This is a genomic window from Pseudomonas sp. GM80 (assembly GCF_000282515.1).
Classification (GTDB): Bacteria; Pseudomonadota; Gammaproteobacteria; order Pseudomonadales; family Pseudomonadaceae; genus Aquipseudomonas.
On the sequence record NZ_AKJD01000258.1, the window covers coordinates 1 to 3,811 of the forward strand.

A 3,811-nucleotide genomic window follows, 5' to 3' on the forward strand; every position below is an offset into this window, starting at 1 on the left:
AACCTATTTCAGGACTAGACACGGTTAGACGGTTATATCCGACCCAGTAGCAACAGTACCAGCAGCACGACCAACACCACACCGATGATGCCCGACGGGCCATAACCCCAACTTCTGGAGTGTGGGAAGACCGGCAGACCACCGATCAGCAACAGGATCAGGATAATGATAAGAATTGTGCCCATGTCGATTTCCTTGTTGAGAGAGTTCGAGAAGTCTTGGTGTTCAAGGGGCGACTGGAGACTAAGTAATTCCAGACGGCTTACAAAATCCGACTGGTGCGAATGAAAGAAAATTCAATGTTTTTTTAATGTATTTGGATTAGTCGCTTATTTCCTTTGACGCAAAAAGATCGCAGCCTCGTTTCACTCGACAGCTCCTACAGGATCGGTGTAGGAGCTGCCGAAGGCTGCGATCTTTTGATCCTCCATTCAGCAACTTGATGGAGCGTGGGCGCACACACAACCTTCGCTACACTCCGCGCATCTTCCCCAGAACAACAAGGCTGTCTGCTATGCAAAATCGCATGATGATCACTGGCGCGGGCTCAGGCCTGGGTCGCGAAATCGCGCTGCGCTGGGCGCGTGAAGGCTGGCAACTGGCCTTGTCCGACGTCAGCGAACCCGGCCTGCAGGAAACCCTGAAAATGGTCCGCGAGGCGGGCGGCGACGGCTTCATCCAGCGCTGCGATGTGCGTGATTACAGCCAACTCACAGCCTTCGCACAGGCTTGCGAAGAGAAACTTGGCGGCATCGACATCATCGTCAACAACGCCGGTGTCGCGTCCGGCGGTTTCTTCAGCGAACTGTCGCTGGAAGACTGGGACTGGCAGATCGCGATTAACCTGATGGGTGTGGTCAAGGGCTGCAAGGCGTTCCTGCCGCTGCTGGAGCAAAGCAAAGGCAAGATCATCAACATCGCCTCCATGGCCGCTTTGATGCAGGGCCCGGCGATGAGCAACTACAACGTGGCCAAGGCCGGCGTGGTGGCTCTTTCCGAGAGCCTGTTGATCGAACTGGCGCAACAGGAAGTCGGCGTGCATGTGGTCTGCCCATCGTTCTTCCAGACCAACTTGCTTGACTCGTTCCGTGGCCCGACGCCAGCGATGAAAGCGGCGGTCGGCAAGTTGCTGGAAAGTTCGCCGATTACTGCCGCCGATATCGCCGACTACATTTATCAGCAAGTTGCTGCTGGTGAATTCATGATCCTGCCCCACGAACAAGGGCGCGTGGCCTGGGCGATCAAGCAGAAGAATCCGCAACTGCTCTACAACGAAATGACCTCGATGGCCGAGAAAATGCGCGCCAAGGCCAAACAGAACAACGGCTGAGCTTGCCCGCTGCAGACTGCATCGTTAGGGTGGCCGCAATGATCACCCTGACGAGATACAGCAATGCTCAATTATCTGTGGTTCTTCCTCGCGGCATTGTTTGAAATCGCCGGTTGTTTTGCCTTTTTCATGTGGCTGCGCCAAGGCAAAAGTGCGTTGTGGGTGATTCCGGCGTTGCTCAGCCTGACCCTGTTCGCGCTGTTGTTGACCCGTGTTGAAGCCAACTATGCCGGGCGCGCCTATGCCGCTTACGGCGGCATCTACATCGTCGCGTCGATTGGCTGGCTGATGGTGGTCGAGCGCGTTCGTCCCTTGGGTTCGGACTGGATTGGCGTGGCGTTGTGTGTGATCGGTGCCAGCGTGATTCTGTTCGGGCCGCGCTTCTCCGCAGCCTGAATCGATGGTTTTGTGGGAAGCGTCTGACGGCTCCAAACCTGAGAGCGTGTAAGGCAAAACTGATTTGCCGGTCACGCATTGTCGCGCGCCGGCAAGCCGCGCATCTTCAGGGTTTGCTAACCCTGAAGGACGAACCTCATGCTTGTACTCAGCCGTGTTGTTGGTGAGTTGATTTCCATCGGTGACGATATTTCCCTGCGTGTGCTGTCGGTCAACGGCTCCAGCGTACGCTTTGGTGTCGACGCGCCGCAGAACGTCAATGTGCACCGTGCCGAAGTCTACGACCGAATCCAGCGCAAACAGCGCGCGGAAAAGGCCCGCTGAGGGTCAGTCGAACAGGTGCTTGGGCACGTCGTGCTTGAGCATCAACTGGCACTGCTCGCTTTCCGGGTCGAAGACGATCAGCGCCTGACCTTTGGTCAACGCCTGACGTACGCGCAGCACGCGGGTTTCCAGCGGCGTGTCGTCGCCATTGTCGGTACCGTCACGGGTGACGAAATCTTCGATGAGGCGGGTGAGGGTGTCGACCTCAAGAGCGTCGTAGGGAATGAGCATGGGCACCTCGGCTGATCAATGTCGGGATGCTACGGCGAATGCCGGTTGCCTGCCAGTTTTGTGTAGTCAGTACCGCCCTCATCGCGAGCAAGCCAGCTCCCACAGGGTTTGAAGGCGTTCACGAATATGCGATTCACCGCAAAAACTGTGGGAGCTGGCTTGCTAGCGATGGGGCCAGCCCTGCCATAACAAAAACCGGATCAGCTATCCGAACGCTGCCCCACCAGACTGTCCACCGACGGTACCCGTGTATCGCTTTCCATCTGCGTGTCATGTTCAATCTGATGACTGAAGCGATCCAGCGAAGCGTTCGCCGGCGCCGCATCACTCGCAAACACCGGCGGGCTCAGAATGTACGCGCCCAACAACCGGCTCAACGCCGCCAGACTGTCGATGTGCGTGCGCTCATAGCCATGGGTTGCATCACAACCAAACGCCAGCAACGCGGTACGAATATCGTGCCCGGCGGTCACCGCCGAATGCGCATCGCTGAAGTAATAGCGGAACAGATCACGGCGCACCGGCAACTCGTTTTCACTGGCCAGCCGCAACAAGTGTCGCGACAGGTGATAGTCGTAAGGCCCGCCGGAATCCTGCATCGCCACGCTCACCGCGTGCTCGCTGGAATGCTGCCCCGGCGCGACCGGCGCAATGTCGATGCCGACAAATTCACTGACGTCCCACGGCAATGCCGCCGCCGCGCCACTGCCTGTTTCTTCAGTGATGGTGAACAGCGGGTGGCAATCAATCATCAATTCCTGGCCGCTGTCGACGATGGCTTTCAGCGAAGCCAGAAGCGCAGCAACGCCAGCCTTGTCATCGAGGTGGCGGGCGCTGATGTGTCCGCTTTCGGTGAACTCCGGCAGCGGATCAAACGCCACTACATCGCCGACGCTGATGCCCAGCGAATCGCAATCGGCCTTGGTCGCGCAGTAGGCGTCCAGACGCAATTCGACGTGATCCCAACTGATCGGCATCTCATCCACCGCGGTGTTGAACGCATGCCCGGACGCCATCAACGGCAACACACTGCCGCGAATCACACCGTTGTCGGTGAACAGGCTGACCCGGCTGCCCTCGGCAAAGCGACTCGACCAGCAACCGACCGGAGCGAGGGTCAAACGACCATTGTCTTTCACGGCGCGGACGGCGGCACCGATAGTGTCGAGGTGCGCGGAGACTGCGCGATCAGGGCTGTTTTTCTTGCCCTTGAGCGTGGCGCGTATGGTGCCGCGCCGGGTCATTTCGAATGGGATGCCGAGTTCTTCGAGACGCTCGGCGACGTAGCGCACGATGGTGTCGGTGAACCCGGTAGGGCTGGGAATGGCGAGCATTTCCAGGAGAACTTTTTGCAGGTAGTTGAGATCCGGTTCGGGGATTTGCGGGGTCATGGAAACTCCTGATGGGTTGAGCACTGATCGTTCCCACGCTCTGCGTGGGAATGCAGCCCGGGACGCTCTGCGTCCCAAATGGACGCGGAGCGTCCGGTGAGGCGTTCCCACGCAGAGCGTGGGAACGATCAGGAAGGGG

The 3,811-nt window shown here is 58.3% G+C and carries 6 protein-coding genes; 3 read left to right on the plus strand and 3 right to left on the minus strand.

Features of this window, described 5'->3' with window-relative positions; translation table 11 throughout:
* Positions 1-32: 32 nt before the first annotated feature.
* Positions 33-191, minus strand: coding sequence for a DUF3309 family protein (locus PMI37_RS31640; protein WP_169432680.1), 159 nt, complete (start codon positions 189-191; stop codon positions 33-35).
* Between the two features lie 323 nt (positions 192-514).
* On the opposite strand from PMI37_RS31640, the gene PMI37_RS29955 reads away from it, so the two are divergent.
* The 3 genes from PMI37_RS29955 to csrA all read left to right on the plus strand — a co-directional run bounded on the left by PMI37_RS29955 (position 515) and on the right by csrA (position 2,050).
* Positions 515-1,330 (plus strand): SDR family oxidoreductase, encoded by an 816-nt coding sequence (locus tag PMI37_RS29955; RefSeq protein ID WP_008088569.1) that lies wholly within the window; start codon positions 515-517, stop codon positions 1,328-1,330.
* Positions 1,331-1,393: 63 nt separating this feature from the next.
* On the plus strand, positions 1,394-1,726 hold the full coding sequence (locus PMI37_RS29960) for a YnfA family protein (RefSeq protein ID WP_008088571.1): 333 nt from the start codon (positions 1,394-1,396) through the stop codon (positions 1,724-1,726).
* A 138-nt stretch (positions 1,727-1,864) separates the two neighbouring features.
* Positions 1,865-2,050, plus strand: coding sequence for a carbon storage regulator CsrA (gene csrA, locus PMI37_RS29965; protein ID WP_008088573.1), 186 nt, complete (start codon positions 1,865-1,867; stop codon positions 2,048-2,050).
* A gap of 3 nt (positions 2,051-2,053) precedes the next feature.
* On the opposite strand, the gene PMI37_RS29970 is transcribed toward csrA, so the two are convergent.
* Both PMI37_RS29970 and PMI37_RS29975 read right to left on the minus strand, forming a co-directional pair.
* On the minus strand, positions 2,054-2,281 hold the full coding sequence (locus PMI37_RS29970) for a YheU family protein (RefSeq protein ID WP_003192759.1): 228 nt from the start codon (positions 2,279-2,281) through the stop codon (positions 2,054-2,056).
* Positions 2,282-2,481: 200 nt separating this feature from the next.
* A complete protein-coding gene (locus tag PMI37_RS29975; RefSeq protein WP_008088578.1) occupies positions 2,482-3,672 on the minus strand; it encodes an osmoprotectant NAGGN system M42 family peptidase in 1,191 nt (396 codons plus the stop codon).
* Positions 3,673-3,811 lie beyond the last annotated feature (139 nt).

Excerpts from the sequence above, each read along its gene's own strand:
- PMI37_RS29955 (WP_008088569.1), top strand. The coding sequence starts at position 515 with ATGCAAAATCGCATGATGATCACTGGCGCGGGCTCAGGCCTGGGTCGC.
- PMI37_RS29960 (WP_008088571.1), top strand. The coding sequence starts at position 1,394 with ATGCTCAATTATCTGTGGTTCTTCCTCGCGGCATTGTTTGAAATCGCC.
- csrA (WP_008088573.1), top strand. The coding sequence starts at position 1,865 with ATGCTTGTACTCAGCCGTGTTGTTGGTGAGTTGATTTCCATCGGTGAC.
- PMI37_RS29970 (WP_003192759.1), bottom strand. The coding sequence starts at position 2,281 with ATGCTCATTCCCTACGACGCTCTTGAGGTCGACACCCTCACCCGCCTC.
- PMI37_RS29975 (WP_008088578.1), bottom strand. The coding sequence starts at position 3,672 with ATGACCCCGCAAATCCCCGAACCGGATCTCAACTACCTGCAAAAAGTT.